Annotated in this window: 14 protein-coding genes; 11 read left to right on the top strand and 3 right to left on the bottom strand. The window is 59.2% G+C overall.

The features are described 5' to 3' along the window. Nucleotides 1-57 precede the first annotated feature (57 nt). Entirely contained in the window at nt 58-849 is a 792-nt protein-coding gene (locus ACYCFC_RS07395) for an AraC family transcriptional regulator (protein WP_459653550.1), read from the bottom strand. A 573-nt stretch (nt 850-1,422) separates the two neighbouring features. On the opposite strand from ACYCFC_RS07395, the gene ACYCFC_RS07390 reads away from it, so the two are divergent. Beyond that, nucleotides 1,423-2,585, top strand: a protein-coding gene (locus tag ACYCFC_RS07390; RefSeq protein WP_459652135.1) for an IS3 family transposase whose coding sequence is annotated in 2 segments (ribosomal slippage) — nt 1,423-1,678 and nt 1,678-2,585 — 1,164 coding nt in all. Because the reading frame shifts where the segments join, the coding sequence is not laid out codon by codon here. On the opposite strand, the gene ACYCFC_RS07385 is transcribed toward ACYCFC_RS07390, so the two are convergent. Next, nucleotides 2,516-3,052: a hypothetical protein gene (locus ACYCFC_RS07385; protein WP_459653549.1), complete on the bottom strand. Its 537-nt coding sequence runs from the start codon at nt 3,050-3,052 to the stop codon at nt 2,516-2,518. The two genes, ACYCFC_RS07390 and ACYCFC_RS07385, sit on opposite strands and share 70 nt — an antisense overlap. A gap of 368 nt (nt 3,053-3,420) precedes the next feature. Here ACYCFC_RS07385 and ACYCFC_RS07380 point away from each other — a divergent pair, with 368 nt between their 5' ends. Both ACYCFC_RS07380 and ACYCFC_RS07375 read left to right on the top strand, forming a co-directional pair. Continuing rightward, the gene (locus tag ACYCFC_RS07380) at nt 3,421-4,032 is read left to right on the top strand and encodes a porin (RefSeq protein WP_459653548.1); all 612 of its coding nucleotides are present in this window, start codon (nt 3,421-3,423) and stop codon (nt 4,030-4,032) included. An 11-nt stretch (nt 4,033-4,043) separates the two neighbouring features. Further along, nucleotides 4,044-4,451: a hypothetical protein gene (locus ACYCFC_RS07375; RefSeq protein ID WP_042928819.1), complete on the top strand. Its 408-nt coding sequence runs from the start codon at nt 4,044-4,046 to the stop codon at nt 4,449-4,451. 331 nt (nt 4,452-4,782) lie between these two features. On the opposite strand, the gene ACYCFC_RS07370 is transcribed toward ACYCFC_RS07375, so the two are convergent. Continuing rightward, a complete protein-coding gene (locus tag ACYCFC_RS07370; protein WP_212619711.1) occupies nt 4,783-5,445 on the bottom strand; it encodes a TetR/AcrR family transcriptional regulator in 663 nt (220 codons plus the stop codon). Nucleotides 5,446-5,937: 492 nt separating this feature from the next. Between ACYCFC_RS07370 and ACYCFC_RS07365 the strand changes: the two genes are divergently transcribed. The 8 genes from ACYCFC_RS07365 (at nt 5,938) to arcC (ending at nt 17,780) form a co-directional block, all read left to right on the top strand. Continuing rightward, complete coding sequence (locus tag ACYCFC_RS07365; protein WP_230697611.1) at nt 5,938-7,563, top strand: efflux transporter outer membrane subunit; 1,626 nt, start codon at nt 5,938-5,940, stop codon at nt 7,561-7,563. A gap of 14 nt (nt 7,564-7,577) precedes the next feature. Further along, on the top strand, nt 7,578-8,657 hold the full coding sequence (locus ACYCFC_RS07360) for an HlyD family secretion protein (protein WP_042928816.1): 1,080 nt from the start codon (nt 7,578-7,580) through the stop codon (nt 8,655-8,657). 3 nt (nt 8,658-8,660) lie between these two features. Then, nucleotides 8,661-11,432, top strand: coding sequence for a ribosome-associated ATPase/putative transporter RbbA (gene rbbA, locus ACYCFC_RS07355; RefSeq protein WP_301636293.1), 2,772 nt, complete (start codon nt 8,661-8,663; stop codon nt 11,430-11,432). 1 nt (nt 11,433) lies between these two features. Further along, nucleotides 11,434-12,564 carry an ABC transporter permease gene (locus tag ACYCFC_RS07350; RefSeq protein ID WP_126190555.1) on the top strand — a complete coding sequence of 377 codons (1,131 nt, stop codon included), beginning with the start codon at nt 11,434-11,436 and terminating at the stop codon, nt 12,562-12,564. Between the two features lie 561 nt (nt 12,565-13,125). Next, nucleotides 13,126-14,571, top strand: coding sequence for a YfcC family protein (locus ACYCFC_RS07345; RefSeq protein ID WP_042928813.1), 1,446 nt, complete (start codon nt 13,126-13,128; stop codon nt 14,569-14,571). Nucleotides 14,572-14,594: 23 nt separating this feature from the next. After that, nucleotides 14,595-15,824 (top strand): arginine deiminase, encoded by a 1,230-nt coding sequence (locus ACYCFC_RS07340; protein WP_042928812.1) that lies wholly within the window; start codon nt 14,595-14,597, stop codon nt 15,822-15,824. Between the two features lie 17 nt (nt 15,825-15,841). Then, a complete protein-coding gene (argF, locus tag ACYCFC_RS07335; RefSeq protein WP_459653547.1) occupies nt 15,842-16,843 on the top strand; it encodes an ornithine carbamoyltransferase in 1,002 nt (333 codons plus the stop codon). A gap of 1 nt (nt 16,844) precedes the next feature. Then, nucleotides 16,845-17,780, top strand: a complete 936-nt coding sequence (gene arcC, locus ACYCFC_RS07330; RefSeq protein WP_044316085.1) for a carbamate kinase — start codon at nt 16,845-16,847, stop codon at nt 17,778-17,780. The last annotated feature ends 78 nt before the right edge of the window (nt 17,781-17,858 follow it).

Here is a 17,858-nt window from a genome sequence, read left to right as displayed (position 1 = left end):
GTCTGGAGAGAAGTGTTTCGAAGGTCTTGAACGATCGTGCAGGTTTGCGGCTCAGCTTCAGCGCAACATCTGCAGCCACCGAGCCGGCGATATTCCATAGGTCTTCTTGAAATGCCGTGCCATGTGGCTCTGATCTGCAAAACCGGTATTCAGCGCAGCATCGATCAGCGACTGTCCCGACAGAAGCTGTAGTTTCACCTGGTCGAGCCGGCGCATCGTCAGATATCGATAGGGGCTGGTTCCATATAGCGCCCTGAAATCCCGGGAAAGACTCCACCGGTCCCGACCACTGGCTCCCTCAAGCTCTTCAAGCGTGATGGTGCTGTCCAGAGCACTATGGATGTACTGGCGCGCACGTTCGGCAGCTGCGTAGTTCAGGGTGCGGCGGCGTTTGCGGACACCGGTGACGGCGGCGAGCGCCTGTGCCAGATCGTAGGTCGCATCCTCTTCCTCGAGCGGATCGATCTTACAATCCATTCCCTGCATGAGCGTTTGGGTCGCAGCGAACAGTCGTGGGTCGCGTGAAAGGCCATCCGGGACGAAGGGCAACGTGATGCCACCCAGCGCCTGCTGAAGCAGAGCGGGCTCTATGTACAGGATGCGGTAGTGGAATCCTTCGCTGCTTCCGGCTTCGCCATCATGCAGCTCATCCGGATGGATGACGATCGTCCCACCCGGAAGGCTGTGCTTCATGCCGTCGCGATAGCGAAAGCTGTGCACGCCGGCGAGTGTGCGACCCACAGCGTAGGTATCGTGCCTATGGGGCTCGAATCCAAAGCCGCCGAAGTACGCTTCCATGCGTTCCAGCTTCGTTTTTGGGGCGCGTACCGCCCAATCTTTGTGGGCCATGAACTTTTCTTCCCCGCTACAGCCCCAGCTTGCCTTCAGAAAGGACTTGCTGCCTTGTTGGGTTCAGCTTGATGCGGTAGCGCCAAAGCATTTGGCAGAACTCAATGCCGCTGCCCCTTACTGCCAGAGCTTTTTGCTGCCCGGCGAAAGCCGCCGATAGATGCCGCAACGTATTCCTTATCAATCAATACGTTACAGCATCTTATTGACAGGAAGCGACAGCTCCCGCAGGGACTGATTTCACTCCCACTCAATCATCAATAGGTCGCCTAAACCCGCATGGTTAAAGGGACAAATTTAATCGATATAGGTTTTACCGTCACATTTACCGCCATTCCGCCAGCATCTATATTGCGCGGTGATGGAGCTATTCGAACAGTGAAGACTTAGCGGTCGCCGGCAATTTTAGCCGTCTTTAGCATCCTTGACCAATGCCGTCGGATGCGGCAAAACCAGAGCCTTTACGCACAATCCGGGGTTGGGCGGGTTTATTGAAGTTTGTTGACGCATGTAGTGGTCTACTGATCCCGGACACCGATTTAGGCGAAAATCCTCGCCATTAAGAGGTGTTCGATGAGCAAGCAACGACGTACGTTTTCCGCCGAGTTCAAACGAGAGGCAGCTGCCTTGGTACTAGATCAGGGCTACAGCCATATCGAGGCCTGCCGTTCGCTGGGCGTCGTGGACTCGGCTTTGCGGCGATGGGTGAAACAACTCCAAGACGAGCGCCAGGGCGTTACCCCAAAAAGCAAAGCGCTGACACCCGAGCAGCAGAAGATCCAGGAGCTAGAGGCTAGGATCAACCGGCTGGAGCGGGAGAAAGCGATATTAAAAAAGGCTACCGCTCTCTTGATGTCGGACGAACTCGATCGTACGCGCTGATAGACCAGTTGAGTGAGCGGGAACCGGTAGAAGTGGTCTGTTCAGCCTTCGATGTGACGCGATCTTGCTACTACGCCCATCGCCTTCGACGTCGCCGTGTAGATGCTCGTCGCGTCGCGCTACGTAGCCGGGTCAACGAGTTGTTTAACCAAAGCCGGGGCTCGGCTGGCAGCCGAAGCATCCTGGGTATGCTGCGCGAGGACGGCGTGGAGATCGGCCATTTCCGTGTGCGTCGACTGATGCGTGAGTTGGGGCTGGTCAGCAAGCAGCCGGGCTCGCACGCCTACAAGCAGGCCACGGTTGAGCGCCCGGATATCCCGAATCGACTGAACCGTGAGTTCGCAGTCCAGCGCCCGAACCAAGTGTGGTGCGGCGACATCACCTACGTCTGGGCGCAAGGTCGTTGGCATTACCTGGCCGCGGTGCTGGATCTGCACACGCGTCGGGTGGTTGGCTGGGCGTTCTCCGCCAAACCGGATGCCGAGCTGGTAATCAAAGCCCTCGATATGGCCTATGAGCAGCGCGGCAAGCCACAGCAGGTGCTGTTCCATTCGGATCAGGGTAGCCAGTACGCCAGCCGCTTGTTCCGGCAGCGGCTGTGGCGCTACCGAATGCAGCAGAGCATGAGCCGCCGGGGTAATTGTTGGGACAATTCGCCGATGGAACGCCTATTCCGCAGCCTGAAGTCGGAGTGGATACCGCAGACCGGTTACCTGACGGCACAGGAAGCTCAGCGGGATATCAGCCACTACCTGATGCACCGCTACAACTGGGTCAGGCCGCATCAATTCAACGACGGGTTACCGCCTGCGGTGGCCGAAGAAAAACTTAACCCACTGTCCGGGATGGGTTGACCACTACAGTCATCGAGCCGCAGAATTCCACCTGTCAACGCATCGGGGCCACCCCGCCGGGCTTGCTCTAACAGCCCATCCAACCCAACGCCGAGCCGCTGAAGCAGATCGCTGTCCCGCACTGCCTCGGAAGTGAGCGCCTGAGTTTTTTCGACGCCGGAGCCAAACACCATAAGGGCATCGAAATCGAGGCTGTAAAAAAGCACGTCTGGAGCCGCCATCTTAGCTCGCGATTGCGGATCGGTTGAGGCGTTATTGAGCGTGACGAATGCGGCCATTCCCTGCCGAAGCATGGCCTGTCTGTGACTTAACGCCTTCTCTATCAAGAAATGGCTGTGCTCGATCACGTTACGGTCAAGCGTATCGGTCATTCGCTTAACGGAATAGGAGATAACAGACGATACAACCAGGAGCACGGCGAGCAGCAAAGGAAGCGAGCGGCGAAGGATTATCTGGCTAACACCCATGAAATACCTGTTGTTTTTATTAGTGCTGGCGGAGCGGAGCGCTTCAATTGCCGCAACGGAATGACAGCAAGGTTATCGGCACACGATAGAAGAATTCGACCCCAGACAAGCAGGATTAGCTTGCTACAGAGATTAAATGAGGATGCGTAGCGAAAGGCCACCCCAAAAATATGGTTCATCGCGGATTAGCGGGAAAGCGAGGGGAGACGGCGGCGAGAAGGGCTAAGGTGGTGTTCGCCAAAACATTTCCGACCCCACCACCGCCGTCGCCATGGATGCTAGTTTGCTCGCCCTGTTCTGGGAAGGCTTCGAGCTGGATAGCTATGAGCCTCTCGGTACCCATTGCCTGCTGATAAGGCTCAAGCCCGATGCCTCAAGGCTGCCTTGTTGCAGCACTATACAGCCTTCCGCTTTCCTTCGGTACGCTGAATTTTCAAGCCAGTTACGGCCAAGCAGTAAACCGCAATATCTTCATTCATGGTCTCGATGCCCGTCTAGACGTGGATTACAAAAAGCTGCTGACCGGCAGCGTGAGCCTGGCGACCAACGACATCGGGACGTTCCGATACAGTTATACCGAGTCCACTCTGAGCGGGGATCAAAGCGACGAGTTCAAGGGCAAATTCATGTCCTTTGGCCATCAGTACGACAACGGCAGCTGGGTCACTAACGCAGAAATCATCAACCGCCGCAGCCCGCTGGGCGAGCACGACGCGTTCTACATCATGGCCGGTCACCGCTTCGGTGACCTTTTGCCTCACGTTACCTATGCCCAGCATGACGAAAGCGACGCTGGCCGCGACTCGTCATGGGCGTTTGGCCTGAACTACAGCCTGAACGCCAACGTTACGCTGAAGAGCGAATACAAACGCGTCGAATCCACCCGGAACTACAACGGCAACTTTGTGCCGGCGTATAACACTGCCGAGCCAACGTTCGACGGCGACATCTTCAGCATCGGCGCTGACTTCGTATTCTAAGAGGAGCCAACATGAATCGTTTCACTCAAAAGACTCTCGCCGCCGCTCTGCTAAGCCTGGCTTCTGCCATGGCGCACGCCGAGGTGGCCGTGATCGTCAATCCGGGCGCAACCAAAGCGCCCTCACAGGCAGAAGTGGCAAATATCTTTCTCGGCAGGGACAAAACCTTAAGCGGCATCGACCAGAAAGACTGGAATCCCACCAAGGAAAAATTCTACTCCGCCGTCACCAGCAAGAACGAAGCCCAGCTGAAGTCCTACTGGTCGGGCCTGGTATTCACCGGTAAGGGCCAGCCCCTGCCGGCCGAAGCCGGCGACTCGGCGGTTGTGGCCAAAGTCGCCGCCGAAGCCGACGCTATCGGCTATGTCGACAGCGCCGCGGTCAATGATTCAGTGAAGGTGCTGTTCACCCTGCCCTGACACATTTTGTGTTTTGATTTGCGGCCCTGAGACTCTGGCGCGATGTAGCACTTAATGGCTGCAGCGTTTCCCCCAGCCCCAATCTTTAAGACGCCCGGTGCAGCGCATCGGGCGGTTTGTGTATTCAGAACGAGGTCGAGGCTGCTCTAACTTTGGGGATGCCGCGATTAGCAATGTCTGGACGCCGTCAGCATGTTTCATTCAATTTAGCGAGGCAGCCGCTTGTTCGCTTTGATCGCCGTTGCGCTATGCAGCCTCCAGTCGCTTCGGTTGTATGGCATGCCAGTGCGGTCCCGACGATGGTAATGGCAATACTATGGCAAACCGACATCTAATTCAGCCCGCTGCCCCTACTCACCTCTGGCTGCAGAAGCTCAAGCAGCAGTTGCCTATGCGCCTCCCGCAACTGTACAAGCGATATTGACGGGTCGCCTCTGGATAACATTGAAGAGTTCAGCCATAGCAATGCGGGAGCGAGCGCCAGCGGGAAAAAGTGCTCGGTCAAGACACCTGGGCGAATGACCCCGCGTTCTATGTTGCGCTGGATGATGAGCTGCGCCCGCTCCCGTAATCCGCGCGCAACTTCCTCTCGCCAATGCCGGACCAGTGCAGGTGCTCTGGCACTTTCGGCTAGGAGCAGTCGGTAGACCGATATGGTAGCGGGGGAGTCAAACGTCGCGTACAGGCGATCAAGGTACACGTCTACTAGCTCCGGCAAAGTCAAATCTTCGTCCGGGAGCCAGCCTTGGAAATCGCAAAGCTGCTTGGTCATACGTTCGAGCAAGGCATGAAAGATCTCTTCCTTGCTTTTAAAGTGCGCGTAAATTCCTGCCTTTGACATTCCCGCGCATTCCGCTAGACGCTCCATCGACACGGCGTTGTATGTCCGATCCGAGAATTCAACCAGAGCCGCGTCCAATATTTCCTCTTTCCTAGCTGCCGAGGACAAGTAGCGGCGCTTCTCTGTGACGACGTCTTCTTTCCTGGCTGGCATTCAAAGCCCCTTTCCAAATTTGAAAAATGTTCTCACGGGATGGCCACCGACTCCACCGAAAACAACCTTGATCCCGCCCAGACAATTTCCGTCAACCGGTATCAACGAGCCGCCCCAGGGGTTGCGGAGGAGGAATTGTAACGCACTGTTAAAAACAACCGTCTGGTCGTTTTTTTTAAAAAAACCTATAATGATGAGAAATACGACCAAAAGAGCGCCTCGTCGACCAGCCGCTAAGACCCGGATGCATACACAATTAACGGAGATGCCGTGGGTTTTATCAAACTTGCGAGAAAGAAAAGCTGGTGGCGGGCGTGAGCCACACTCCGTGCAAGGGTGAACCTACATGCCATGCAATAGGCTGCACTGGCCCTTCGGCGAATCCAACACCAACAAACCTCCTTTTTCACCGTGTTCTGAACGTTGGTGTCGACAGGCGTAATACAAGGTGCGCACAGCCATCAAGGCCCCGCTCGATTGCGGCAGACCTTCATGATCGAAGTGCCGAATTACTGCATGCGCGCTCATCGATGCCAAAGCGAGCGCCGCCATCAGCACGCCTCTACACATGGACGCCTGCCGCTCTACAACCAGACCCCATTAGGCCCGATACCCGTACGGAACATGACCATGCCTCCAGCTTCTCTCTTGTTTCCTGAGTTCAGATTGCGCACTGCCACGCTGGCACTGAGCGCCGTCGCACTAACCGGCTGCATGTCGCTCGCTCCTGCTCCTAATACGCCACCGCTGCCAGCACCCAAGGTTTGGCCTAGTCATCTTGAATCGAGCACAGACGGCGCCCATGCGGGAGAACTGGCCTGGCAGGCGTACTTCACGGATCCCTTGCTGCAACGCCTTATCGAGACTGCACTGGAGAACAACCGCGATCTGCGCCTGGCCGCGCTGCGTGTCGAGGAAGCCAGCGCCGCATTCCGCATTCAGCGCTCGGATCGATTTCCTGCCGTGGGCGTGGGCGCCCAGGGTGGACGCGCCCGCGTCCCTGGCGATCTGAACATGTCGGGCAGATCGCATGTGGGTGGCGAGTATCGGGCCGAGGTGGGTTTAAGCACTTGGGAGTTGGATCTGTGGGGCCGAGTTCGTAATCTGGAAGACGCCGCCCTGCAAACCTGGCTGGCTACCGATGCAGCGCGCCGGGCTGTCCACCTAGCGTTGATCGCCCAAGTGGCGGACGGTTATCTTGGCTTGCGCGAGATCGACGAGCGCGTGGCTATCGCGCGGAAAACCGTGACAACCCGCGAGGAGTCCTATCGCATTTTCCGGCGTCGTGTCGAAGTCGGCTCGACCTCGACGCTGGATCTCACCCAAGTCCAGACCCTCCTGAACCAGGCTCAGGCGCTACTAACCCAGCTTGAGCAAGCTCGCGCCACGCAACTGCACGCGTTGGCGCTGCTGGTGGGCGCCGATCCTGGCTCGCTGCCTGCTAAGGCTCTCTTCGATGAAACGACGGTGCTGGCCGAACTTCGGGCTGGTTTGCCCTCGGAGCTGCTGGTCAGTCGCCCGGACATCATTTCCGCCGAACACCAATTGCGTGCTGGCGATGCCAACATCGGCGCGGCCCGTGCAGCGTTCTTACCGCGCATCGCGCTGACTGGCAGCTTCGGCACGGCCAGCAGCGATCTCAATGGCCTGTTCGATTCAGGTAGTCGTGCCTGGACCTTCATGCCCACGTTGTCGATGCCCATCTTCGATGGCGGCCGGCGGCGCGCCAACCTGGAACTGAGCGAAGTGCGTCGCGATATCGCCGTGGCCGGATACGAGAAGACCATTCAAACGGCCTTTCGCGAGGTGGCTGATGCCCTAAGCGCCAAGTACTGGTTGGCTGAACAGTTGACAATCCAGGGAGCCAACCTGGAAACGCAAAGCGAACGCGCACGACTAGCCCAGTTGCGCTATGACAACGGCTCGGCTGCTTTCCTAGAGGTGCTGGACGCCCAACGCGATCTGCTGGGTGCCCAGCAACAACTGGTACAGGCGCGCCGCGCGCTGCTGTCCAGCCAGGTAGCGCTGTATGCCGCGCTCGGCGGCGGCACCCTCGCCGCATCCAACGAGGTAGACGGTGCAACCTCGACTCCCGCCTCCATCCCATCAACCCGCTAAGGCACGCCGAACCCATGACCTTCTCACCCTCTCTCAAGAAAAAACTCCTGGTCGTTGCCGCTGCAGCGGTTGTCGTCGCGCTGGCCTGGTGGGGCTGGACGAAGTTTGCCGACAGCGGACCCGGCGAAGGCTTTGTCAGCGGTAACGGCCGAATCGAAGCCACCGAAATCGACATCGCTACCAAGCTTCCCGGACGTATCGAAGACATCCTGGTACGTGAAGGCGATTTCGTCACAGCTGGCCAGCCATTGGCCAGGATGCAACTGGAAACGCTTGAGGCACAGCGCGACGAAGCCTTCGCCATGCGTCAACAGGCCGAGCACGCGGTGACCGCAGCGCAGGCACAGGTCGCATTGCGCGAAGCCGACGTTGCTGCGGCGCAGGCACTCGTCGGTCAGCGCGAGTCGGAGCTCGACGCCGCACAGCGGCGTCTGGCACGTTCGGAGACACTGTCCCGAGAGGGCGCCGCCTCGATACAGGAGCTGGACGATGACCGGGCGCGCGTACGGGGCGCACAGGCGACGCTCGCGGCCAGCAAAGCGCAGACTGCCGCTGCCCGCGCCGCAGTCGAGGCAGCCAAAGCACAACTGGTCGGCGCCCGCTCCAGCGTGACCGCCGCCACGGCCAGCATCATTCGCATCGAAGCCGACATCCGCGACAGTGAACTGCGCGCGCCGCGTGACGGGCGGGTTCAGGTGCGCGTGGCGCAACCTGGCGAGGTGCTTGGGTCGGGCGGACGCGTCCTGAACCTGATCGACCTGTCGGACGTATACCTCACCTTCTTCCTGCCCGAGACCGTGGCCGGGCGCGTCGGGCTCGCCTCAGAGGTGCGCATCGTTCTGGATGCCGCGCCGGAGTACGTGATACCAGCCACCGTTTCCTTCGTCGCCAGCGCGGCACAGTTCACCCCCAAAACGGTCGAAACCGCCAGCGAACGGCAAAAACTGATGTTTCGTGTGCGCGCGCAGATTTCGCCGGAGTTGCTGCGTGAACACCTGAATCAGGTCAAGACCGGGCTGCCCGGCGTGGCCTGGATCAAGCTCGACGCAAATGCCGAATGGCCTCAAAACCTGTCCCTTCGCGTGCCGGAGTAAGGTATGAGCCACAGTGGGAGCGCGCAGCTCACGACCGTTGCAAGCGTCCGTCAGGTGCGCTTGCGTTACGGCGATGTCATCGCCCTGGATGGCATCGATCTGGACATTCCCGCCGGGAGGATGGTTGGCCTGATCGGCCCCGACGGCGTCGGTAAATCCAGTCTGCTCTCATTGCTGGCTGGCGTACGTATCATCCAGAAGGGCACGGTCGAGGTACTGGGTGGCGACATGGCCAGCAAGGCCCATCGCAAGCAAGTGTGCCCTCGCATCGCCTACATGCCGCAGGGACTGGGCAAGAACCTGTATCCGACGCTCTCGGTCGAGGAAAATCTGCAATTCTTTGCGCGCCTGTTCGGTCATGGTGCCGCAGAGCGCCGCCAGCGCATCAATGAGCTGACCCAGGCCACCGGCCTGTTCAAATTCCTGTCGCGCCCGGCAGGCAAGCTCTCAGGGGGCATGAAGCAAAAACTCGGCCTGTGCTGCGCGCTGATTCACGACCCGGACTTCCTGATTCTCGATGAGCCGACGACCGGCGTGGACCCGCTGGCGCGCGCGCAGTTCTGGGATCTAATTGACCGGATCCGCGCTGATCGTCCCGGCATGAGCGTGATTGTGGCCACCGCCTACATGGATGAGGCCCAGCGCTTCGACTGGCTGGCGGCCATCGACGACGGCAATGTCCTCGCCACCGGCACACCGCAGGAGTTGCTCGAAAGAACAAGCAGCCTGAACCTGGAAGAGGCATTCATCCGCCTGCTCCCGGAAGAGAAAAAGCGCGGACACCAAGCGGTAGTCATTCCCCCTTTGCCGGATGACGGCGCGGACGATATCGCCATCGAAGCCGAGGAGCTGACCATGCGCTTTGGCGACTTCATCGCCGTCGATAGCGTCTCCTTTCGCATCCGGCGCGGCGAAATCTTCGGCTTCCTCGGCTCCAACGGTTGTGGCAAGTCCACCACCATGAAGATGCTCACCGGCCTGCTGCCGGCGAGCGCGGGTCGGGCCTGGCTGTTCGGTCACGAAGTCGATCCGCATGATCTGGACACCCGTCGCCGCGTCGGCTACATGTCGCAAGCGTTCTCGCTCTATAGCGAAATCACGGTACGGCAAAACCTGGAATTGCACGCCAAGCTCTTCAGCGTGCCCCCGAAGGACATTCCCGGCCGCGTGGATGAGATGGTGGAGCGCTTCGGGCTGGTGGACGTCCTCGACAGCCTGCCGGCCAGCCTGCCTTTGGGCATACGGCAGCGTTTATCGCTGGCCGTTGCCATGGTGCACAAGCCCGAGCTGCTGATCTTGGATGAACCGACCTCCGGCGTCGATCCGGTGGCGCGCGATGCGTTCTGGCGGCTGCTTATCGAGCTGTCGCGGCGCGACCGGGTAACGGTCTTCATTTCCACACACTTCATGAACGAGGCCGAACGCTGCGACCGCATGTCGATGATGCATGCGGGTAAGGTGCTGGACAGCGACGTGCCCGCAAGACTGGTCGAGAAGCGCGGCGCCAAATCCCTTGAAGAGGCCTTCATCGGCTACCTCCTCGAAGCCGAGGGCGGCGGCCCAGTCACCCCGCTCAGCCAGCCGGAGGCCGCTAATCACGAGAATCAACCCTCTGCGGCGCCTGCTGAGCACGGCGGGAACGGCGCCGGCGGTTTCAGTCTGCAGCGCATGTTTAGCTATCTGTGGCGTGAGACGCTCGAACTGCAGCGGGACCCTGTACGTGCCACACTGGCGTTGGGCGGTTCACTGCTGCTGATGTTTGTGATTGGCTTCGGCATCACCATGGACGTAGAGGACCTGAGCTATGCGGTACTCGATCGCGACCAGACCACCCTAAGCCAAAGCTACACGCTGAACCTCGCCGGCTCGCGCTACTTCACCGAGCACGCACCGATCGTCGACTACGAGGACCTCGACCGGCGTATGCGCAGCGGGGAGCTGTCGCTGGCCATCGAAATCCCCCCTGGCTTCAGCCGCGATGTGTTGCGGGGCCAGAACGTACAGATAGGCGCCTGGATCGACGGCGCTATGCCGCAACGCGCGGAGACCGTCCAAGGCTACGTCCAGGGCATGCACCAGCACTGGCTGCTAGCTCAGGCTAGCGAACGCGGCGGCGCCAGTGCAGCCAGTAATGCGAGCGTCGAGACACGCTTTCGCTACAACCCCGATGTCAAGAGCCTGCCGGCTATGGTGCCGGCGGTAATCCCTCTGCTGCTGCTCATGTTGCCGGCGATGCTGACTGCGCTGGCGGTGGTGCGCGAGAAGGAGACGGGCTCGATCACCAATCTGTACGTGACGCCGGTCACGCGTCTCGAGTTTCTGCTTGGCAAGCAACTGCCCTATGTCGGCCTGGCGATGGTGAACTTCCTACTGATGACGCTGCTCGCGGTCACCATCTTTGGCGTGCCAGTCACGGGCAGCTTCTTCACTCTCGCGCTGGCCGCGCTGATCTTCTCCTTTGCCGCGACCGGCATGGGGCTGCTGGCCTCGGCCGTCACTCGCAGCCAGATCGCTGCCATGTTCTTTGCCATGATCGGCACGCTTATACCGGCCACCCAGTTTGCCGGTCTGATCGATCCGGTGTCCTCGCTCGAGGGCTCCAGCAAGTTCATCGGGCAGATCTATCCCGCCACGCACATGATCTCCATCAGCCGCGGCGTTTTCAGCAAAGCGCTCGGCCTGGCCGATCTGACGGGGCCGCTGTGGTCGATGCTTTTGTCGGTCCCGGTCATTCTGGGCGCAGCCGTTTTGCTACTCAAGAAGCAGGAGCGCTGAGATGAGCAGAAGAACCCTGGCCAATATCTACGACCTCGGTGTCAAGGAGCTGTGGAGTCTGTGGCGCGATCCGATGATGCTCGTGCTCATCCTCTATGTGTTCACGGCGTCGGTCTACACCTCTGCCACATCCATGCCGGAGACGCTGCACAACGCGCCCATCGCCATCGTCGACGAGGATAATTCGGCGCTGTCTCAGCGGATTGCCTCGGCATTCTACCCGCCGCAATTCACCCAGCCGGCCATGATCGACTATGGGGACGTGGACCCGGGCATGGATGCCGGGCAGTACACGTTCGCCCTGGTCATTCCGCCCAACTTCCAGCGCGACGTGCTGGCGCGGCGTTCGCCCGCCGTGCAGCTCAATGTCGACGCCACCCGCATGAGCCAGGCGTTCACCGGCAGTGGCTACGTTCAACAGATCTTCACGGGTGAAGTCAACGAGTTCGTCAAGCGTTATCGTGGAACCGACGCGCCCCCCGTTGATCTGGCGATGCGCGCGCGCTTCAACCCCGCGCTGGACAAGGCCTGGTTCGGCTCCGTGGTGCAGATCATCAACCACATCACGCTGCTGTCTATTATCCTGACTGGCGCGGCGCTCATCCGGGAGCGCGAGCACGGCACCATCGAGCACCTGCTAGTGATGCCGGTTACCCCTGCGCAGATCATGCTCTCCAAGGTCTGGTCGATGGCCCTGGTCGTGCTGATCGCCTCCTTCCTGTCCCTGAATCTCATGGTGCGCGGCATCCTGGGCGTGCCCATCGAGGGCTCGATTGCGTTGTTCTTCGCCGGCGCGGCCCTCAGCCTGTTCACCACCACCTCGATGGGCATTTTCATCGCCACGCTGGCGCGCAATATGCCGCAGTTCGGCATGTTGATGATGCTCACGATCATGCCGCTGCAGATGCTCTCGGGTGGCACCACGCCGCGCGAAAGCATGCCCGAGATCGTGCAGAACATCATGCTGATCGCGCCCACCACCCATTTCGTGGAATTGAGCCAGGCCATTCTCTACCGGGGTGCGGGCCTGGAGACGGTATGGCAGCCGTTCCTGGCGCTGGCCCTGATCGGCACGGTGCTGTTTTTCCTGTCGTTGGCACGCTTTCGCAAAACCATCGGCCAGATGGCGTGACTGGCTGCCGCGTGTACTCGTAAACAAATGCTCGTATCGTGCGAAGCAAGTGTTGACTGATAGGATCTGATCGCCCCGATCAGAACTTGGCTCGCCAGTTTCTGCGGGGCATTCAATAACGCTGTCGTGTGCGCTCCAGATCCAGTTCCGAAAAACGTCGACCTTCCAGGTTAACCCTCCAGCCCTTGCCGCTGAATTCAAACCGATGCGGTCACCTCAGTCAACGGTATACACCTCTCCCCTTAGTACCTCTGGCGGAGAGCTAGGCACGCCGACGGCGATGGTGCGGTTGTCCTCACCTCTGCTATCAATCGCCATTGGCTAGGCGCCCCAATGCTCACAGTAAAGCTGGGGATGCATAAAGGAATGCTACTCCCGCATTTGTTGCTCAATAGATAGATCTTAATCAACTCCAACGCATTTAAATCGCTCACAAAAACAAACGACTGGACGGTTTTTTATTGCCCCGCTACCGTTGATCGAAGGATCACTGCCAATCTACCGGCACCACTAGCTGCGCTATCGCAGTCTTCAGTGAGGCCACAGAGAAGGAGAGCCACCATGGCTGAAGAAAACACTACCGCGCAAAACCCGGAAGAGGATCTGACAAGCCGCTTTCCAACGGCCTATACCATCCTGCTGCTACTGATCGTTCTAGTTGCTGCGCTGAGCTGGGTTATTCCCGCCGGAAAGTATGAGCGGGTGATGAATGAAGAGGTCGGTCGTGAAGTGGCTGTGCCAGGTACTTACCAAGTGGTCGAGCCCATCCCCCAGGGCTTTATGGACGTCATGCTGGCTCCCATTGCGGGTTTTTATGATCCAGAAAGCTATGTCGCCAACGCCATCGACGTGGCGCTGTTCGTGCTGTTTCTGGGCGGCTTTCTCGGGGTGATAAATGCCACCGGTGCGATCGACACCGGTATACGCAGCGTCATGCAACATCTGGAAGGCCGAGAGATATGGATGATTCCGATCCTGATGACGCTGTTCGCGCTTGGCGGCACGACTTACGGCATGGCCGAGGAAACCCTTGCGTTCTACGGCATTCTGATTCCGATCGTCATTGCCGCCGGCTACGATGCGGTGACCGGGGTAGCGGTGATTCTGATCGGCGCCGGAGTCGGCGTGCTGGGCTCGACCATCAATCCATTCGCCACCGTCATCGCCTCCAATGCGGCGAGCATTCCCTTTACGGACGGCATGCTGCTGCGTCTAGTGCTGCTGGTAGGTGGGCTGGTGATCTGTGCCGCCTACGTGATGCGCTATGCCAAACGAGTCAAGGCCGACCCTTCGCGCTCCGTGGTAGCCAAACAGCGCGATGCCCACCGCAAAATTTTTCTACAGGGGCATGACGATTTAGACGACGTCAAGCTGAGCCTGACCCAGAAACTGGTCCTGTCGATCTTTGCACTGACCTTTGTGGTCATGATCTGGGGTGTTTCCTCCCAGGGCTGGTGGATGGACAAGATGGGCGCACTGTTCCTAGGTGCTGCGATCGTCGCTGGCCTTGTCGCCCGCCTAGGCGAGAAAAAGCTGACCGGCAGCTTCGTAGACGGTGCCCGCGATCTGCTTGGGGTGGCTCTGGTCGTTGGTCTGGCGCGAGGCATCGTTGTCATCATGGAGCAGGGCATGATTGCCGACACGATTCTGCACAGCGCTGAATTGCGCCTGGCCGACATGTCGGAACTGGGCTTCATCAACCTGATGTTCTGGATCGAGACAGGCATGAGCTTCCTCGTGCCTTCGTCATCCGGTCTTGCCGTACTGTCGATGCCCATTCTTGCCCCCCTGGCGGACTTTGCCAATGTCAGCCGCGACCTGGTGGTGACGGCTTATCAATCAGCCAACGGCCTGGTGAATCTAATCAACCCGACCTTCGCGGTGGTGATCGGCGGCCTGGCCATAGGTCGGGTCTCCTATGACCGCTGGCTCGTATTCATCTGGCCCTTGCTGGCGATCCTGACCGTGTTCATCACCTTGGTGATCAGCATCGGTGTCTTCCTGTAATTCCCTGATAAATGAGGTGGCACATGTCTGAACATGCTCTTGGTGTTCACTCCGAGACAGGTATTCTGCGGCAAGTCATCGTTTGTCGACCCGGCCTTGCCCATCGCAGGCTAACGCCCAGCAATTGCGACGCCCTGTTGTTTGATGATGTGTTCTGGGTCAAGCAGGCGCAAAAGGATCACGATGTATTCGCGAACCTGATGCGTGCCCGAGGGGTGGAGGTGCTGGACGTCAATCAACTGCTGGCCGAAATCCTCGACATCGCCGAAGCGCGAAGCTGGATTCTTGACCACCGGATCAGCTGGAATCATATTGGTGTCGGTATGGTCTCTGACTTGCGGGCCTGGATGGAAGAACTACCGGGACACACCCTGGCCGAATTCTTGATCGGTGGCTTGCAAGTGAACGATCTGCCGTTCGATCCGAGCGGTCTGTTCGGCAACCACTTGGGGCCTTATGGCTTTGTCCTGCCGCCCCTGCCGAACTTCCTCTTTACCCGCGACAACAGCGCCTGGATCTACGGTGGCGTCACCCTGAACCCCATGTACTGGGCCGCACGTAAACCCGAAACGCTGCTGACGGCGGCAATCTACCGGTTTCATCCAAAATTTTCTGGCAAGGTCGAGGTGCTCTGGGGGGATCCGCTCAAGGATCATGCGCTGGCCACCCTGGAGGGCGGCGACATCATGCCGGTCGGCAATGGCACCGTGCTGGTCGGCATGGGCGAGCGCTCATCACCCCAGGCGATCGGGCAAATGGCCAATGCACTGTTTGAACGCGGCACGGTCAATCGCGTGGTGGCCTGCCATATCCCCAAAAGCCGAGCGTCCATGCACCTGGATACGGTGTTCACCTTCTGCGGCGGCAATGTTGTTACCGCCTTCAAGGAAGTCGCCGATCAAATGGTTTGTTATGACTTGCGTCCCGGTACGAGCGGCAAGCACCTGACGTTCAGTCAGGATCCTCGCCCGATGTTCGACGTGGTCGCCGACGTGCTCGGCTATGAATCCCTGACCGTGATCCCCACCGGAGGCGATACGCCCGCCGAGCGTGAACGCGAGCAATGGAATGATGGTAACAACGTTCTGGCCTTGAGTCCGGGCGTGGTCATTGGCTATGACCGCAATGACGACACTAACGCCGCTCTGGAAGCGGCCGGAATCGAAGTCCTGAAAGTTCCCGGCGCAGAGCTGGGCCGAGGCCGCGGCGGTGGACGTTGCATGAGCTGCCCGACCATACGCGACGCCATCTGACACTCGAGGAGCATGCAATGGCCTTCAATCTGAAAAGCCGACACTTTCTCACGCTGCGGGATTTCAGCCCGCGCGAAATCAGTTTCCTGCTGAAACTGGCAGCCGACCTGAAAGCAGCCAAATATGCTGGTACCGAAGTGCCACAGTTGTGTGGCAAGGAAATCGCCCTGATCTTCGAGAAAGACTCCACCCGCACGCGGGTAGGTTTCGAGGTGGCGGCCTTTGATCAGGGCGCCAAAGTCACCTATCTGGGGCCGACTGGCACTCATATTGGCCACAAGGAATCGGTCAAGGATACCGCCCGGGTGTTGGGGCGCGTCTATGATGCCATCGAATACCGGGGCTTCGGCCAGACCGTGGTTGAGGAGTTAGCCGAGCATGCTGGTGTGCCGGTCTACAACGGCTTGACGGATGAATTCCACCCAACGCAGATACTGGCTGACTTTCTGACCATGCAGGAGCATGTGGAAAAACCATTGCGTGACATAGCCTATGTTTTTATTGGCGATGCCGCCAACAATATAGGGGACAGCCTGCTGATCGGCGGCGCCAAAATGGGCATGGACGTTCGTCTGTGTGCTCCAAAGGTCTGCTGGCCGCATACTAATATCCAGCAGGAAGCACAGCGAATTGCCAGCACCACCGGCGCCCGGATCATGATCACAGAGGATATCGATAGCGCGGTCGCCGGTGTGGATTTCGTCTATACCGATGTTTGGGTGTCGATGGGCGAGCCCGAGGAAAAATGGGCCGAGCGGATCAAGCTGTTGCTGCCTTATCAGGTCAATACCGCACTTATGGAAAAAACCGGCAATCCGCGGGCGCACTTCATGCACTGCCTGCCGGCCTTCCACAACACCGAGACGACGATTGGTAAGGAGATTCAGCAAAAATTCGGTATCGACGCCATGGAAGTCACGGACGAGGTTTTCGAAAGCCCCGCCTCGATCGTTTTTGATCAGGCGGAAAACCGCATGCACACCATCAAGGCGGTGCTGGTCGCCACCCTGGGAGCCTGACATGCTGGTAGTAGCAGCCCTGGGCGGCAACGCCCTATTGAAGCGGGGCGAACCTCTGACCGCGCGTACCCAACGATCCAATGTGCGGATCGCCGCCCAGGGGCTAGCGGCCATCGTACGGGCTGGCCATGATCTGGTCATTACCCATGGCAACGGCCCTCAGGTGGGGCTTCTGGCTTTGCAGGGCGCTGCCTACAAACCGGACGAGGCCTATCCTCTGGATATGTTGGGGGCTGAAACCGAAGGCATGATTGGCTACGTCATCGAACAGGAGCTGGAGAATGCGCTGAATCACGACCGACCAGTAGCTACGTTGCTGACACAAGTCGTGGTGGATCAGCATGACCCAGCGTTCGATAACCCGACCAAATTCATCGGACCCGTGTATGAACGGGCCGAAGCCGAATCCCGGGCCAAAACCGCCGGTTGGCATATCGCTCAAGATGGCGACAGATGGCGAAGAGTGGTGCCCTCTCCCAAGCCGCTTGAAATCCCTGACATGCGGGTGATCAAGTTGCTGTTGGAACAAGGCGTAGTCGTGATCTGCGGCGGTGGTGGGGGCATTCCGATACTACGCAACGAAGACGGTAGTACCGTCGGCGTTGAGGCGGTCATCGACAAAGACGCAGCCAGCGCCCTGCTGGCGCAACAGCTCCAGGCCGATGCCCTATTGCTGCTGACTGATGTCGATGCGATCTATCGGGATTTCGGCACGGACAGCGCAGCGGCGATCAGGAGTTTGAGCGTGGAGGAAGGGCGTGCGCTCGATCTGCCGGCCGGTTCTATGGGGCCCAAACTGGCCGCTGCAGCCGACTTTGCTGAATTCGGAGGATTCAGCGGCATCGGCAGATTGGACGATGCGGTGGGTATGCTGCAGGGTTGCGTCGGGACTAGAATCCAGAGGAGGTTGAACCTGAGACATTCAAGCAGAAACTGAGCGGTCCTATCCTCATTCAATTCTGCAGCCGTTACCTGTGCGCGGACGAAACAGCGACTCCTCAAGACCGCGCTCATG

Source organism: Stutzerimonas sp. NM35 (genome assembly GCF_054604355.1).
Note: the sequence above shows the minus strand (reverse complement) of the source record. Positions and strands in the feature narration are given on the sequence as shown.